The sequence below is a fragment of the Methanolacinia paynteri genome (assembly GCF_000784355.1).
GTDB lineage: Archaea > Halobacteriota > Methanomicrobia > Methanomicrobiales > Methanomicrobiaceae > Methanolacinia > Methanolacinia paynteri.
Map to the genome: position 1 here is coordinate 146,511 of NZ_KN360934.1, position 2,800 is coordinate 149,310.

The following is a 2,800-nucleotide window of genomic DNA, read 5'->3' on the forward strand; positions in this document are numbered from 1 at the left end:
TTCGCTTTTTGAAAGAAAGACGCCTCGGCAGAATGACATTCCTTCCTCTAAACAAGCTCCGGGCGCCGGAGAGCTATCCTTCTCTTGACAAGAATGTCATCAACTATGCAGTAAATCTCCTGGATTATGATTCCCGGTATGATGTTGTCTTCCGCCATGTCTTCGGCACTACGGTTGTCGTTGATAAGATGGACACCGCAAGGAAGATGATCGGAAGATACCGGATGGTCACCCTCGACGGAGATCTTGTCGAGAAGGCCGGTGCGATGACGGGTGGATCTCAGCAGAAGAGGATCTCCGGGTTCGGGGTTGCTGCAGACGAGGAGATCAAAAAGCTGGTTGGCGCTATCTCCGGGCTTCGTGTCCAGGAGTCCGATCTCGCATCCGCGGTTGAGAGGTTTACTGCCGAAGTGGATGAAAGCCGGGCGAAGAGATCAACTTTCGACGAACAGATGTCCCGCTTCAGGATGCTCAGTGAAGAGTACGGCAGGATGATCGAGAACCTGGAGGACGAGAAGAACGGGGTCCTGAGGCGCCAGGAGGAGATCCAGGGCGAAGTCAGCGGTGCGGGAGAGAAACTTGCCGAGATTGAGGGCCTGGTTGAGAATATTTCAAACGAGATCCAGCAGATCCAGGACGAGTACAATCAGCTGAGAAAGAGGCATGACGATACGGATCTCCCTGCACTCACAGAAAGCTACGAGCAGCTGAAGAAGAGATATGAAGAGGCCGACAGGCGTCTCCGGAACAAGGACTCTGATATCTCCGATCTGCAGAGGGAGAGGCAGCATTTCCAGAAACGCGTGGAGGAGCTGGATCTCGACAGGGAAAAGCTCGAGACCGGAATCAGTTCGTTCGAGGATGAGATCTCTTCATGCAGGCAGGCTATAGAGGAGAACAAGGAGATTATCGAGGATCTCGAAGACAAGAGGATGAACTTTTCCGAGGAGCTCAACGCCCTGCACGAGAAGAGGGACGACCTCAACGAGAAGATCCTGGGAGTCGAGAAGATCGTCATTACGTTCGAGGCGGAGGTGGAGAGAAAGGATCTCCAGATCCACTCCCTGGGCGAGAAGGAGAAAGAGGTTCTGCAGAATATTGACGAACTCTCCGAAGCCGCAGGCGATTTTGAAACGAATCTCTCCTTAAAGGAGATCGAAGAAGGCCTGGAGGAGTCGGAATCTGCCCTCAGGAAGATCGGGGCCGTCAACATGCTTGCCATTGAAGAGTACGATCGTGTTGCAGGAAGGGTTGAGGAGAGGTCTTCCAAAAAGGCTGTTCTCTCGAACGAGAGGACCAAGATCATAGAACGTATCGAGCATTACGAGAAACTGAAGTTTGATTCGTTTATGGAGGCCTACAGCGCAATCGATACGAACTTCAGGAAGATTTTTGCACGGCTTACCGAAGGTTCGGGCAACCTCGTCCTTGAAAATGAAGACGATCCGTTCTCCGGCGGAATGACATTTGCGGTTCAGCCGAGGGGCAAGAAGGTTCACCTGCTTTCGGCACTATCCGGCGGAGAAAAATCCCTTACAACTCTTGCGTTTATCTTTTCGATACAGCAGTATATGCCCGCACCTTTCTATGCGCTTGATGAGGTCGATATGATGCTTGACGGCTCGAATGTCGAGCGTGTATCGAAGATGATCGGCGAGCTCTCGGCAAACGCCCAGACGATATGCGTTTCGCTCAGGAAACCAACTGTAGAGCGGGCCGACAGGATTATAGGGGTTACAATCCGGCCGGACAAGTCAACATACGTCACCGGTGTAAAGAATAATGGATGAGGAGCCTGTCGAAATTTTGGTCCGGATGGCCGAATCCGGTGAGATTGATCCCTGGAACATAGATATAGTCGAAGTCACGGATCGGTTTTTATCCGAGCTTGAACGGATGCAGAAGCTGGATCTGCGGATATCCGGCCGGACTCTCTTTTTTGCGTCGACCCTTCTCAGGATGAAGTCCGAGTACCTGGATGAGCCCGAAGTCTCCGGGTCGGAACAGGAGGGCGATTATTACGAGGACGATTATGGTTTTGACGAGGAGGGTGAGTATTCATTCGGGGATGTTGCAGAGCCGATAGACAGGCTCGAACGTGAGATCCAGAGGAGGATCAAGAGGAAGAAGCAGAGAAAGAGGCCTGTTACCCTCTTCGAACTTATCAAAGAGCTGAAGACTGCCGAAAAGATGCAGCGCCGGAGGCAGAGGAGAAGGCCGTCTCCGGAGTTGGAATTCTTCTTCGAGGCCGATGATATCGTCAGTGTCGCTCACGAGGAGGATTTTGAGGACATCGCGGATAAGATCTATTCATGTTTCGAGGATATGGAGGCCAAATCCGGCGAAGTAACGCTTTCTGCCGTCTGCGGTGAACTCAGGAAGGATGTGCGCACGATTTACATCCCGCTTCTTTTTCTGATGCTTGAGCAGAAGATAATCCTGAAACAGAAGGAATTTTTTGGGGAAATTTATCTTATACGGTGGCAAATCGATTTTTCTGATGATTGAAGTCTCATAGTGCCGCGGATCCTATTTTTCTTTCAATAATTTCCTGTAATGTTTGGTGTTGAATTGCGCGTTTTCGATAAATGTTCCAAAAAAATCAGGGATTTTGCATTTTTCTCGTTGAAGGTTGTTGCAGATCTCATGCAAATCCGGTAATTTTCAACAACCTTTATATGTTGCAACTGATAACATTGTAAGGCTGAAGTGGTGTGTAAGAAAAGGGCTCTGAGAGCTCTTTTCGAGAAACGCGACCACTAGATAGCTTTAACGGATAACAGAGTATCGAACAAAAATG

At 50.0% G+C, this 2,800-nt stretch carries 1 protein-coding gene and 1 pseudogene; both read left to right on the top strand.

The genetic code is table 11. From position 1 onward, the window contains the following. Positions 1-1,790 (top strand): annotated as a pseudogene (locus tag METPAY_RS15495) (chromosome segregation protein SMC); the annotation flags it as partial. After that, entirely contained in the window at positions 1,783-2,508 is a 726-nt protein-coding gene (locus METPAY_RS09220) for a segregation/condensation protein A (protein ID WP_048151587.1), read from the top strand. The pseudogene METPAY_RS15495 and the gene METPAY_RS09220, both read left to right, overlap by 8 nt. The last annotated feature ends 292 nt before the right edge of the window (positions 2,509-2,800 follow it).

What these genes read in the sequence shown, in the direction of transcription:
- METPAY_RS09220 (WP_048151587.1), top strand. Translation starts at nt 1,783, where the DNA reads ATGGATGAGGAGCCTGTCGAAATTTTGGTCCGGATGGCCGAATCCGGT.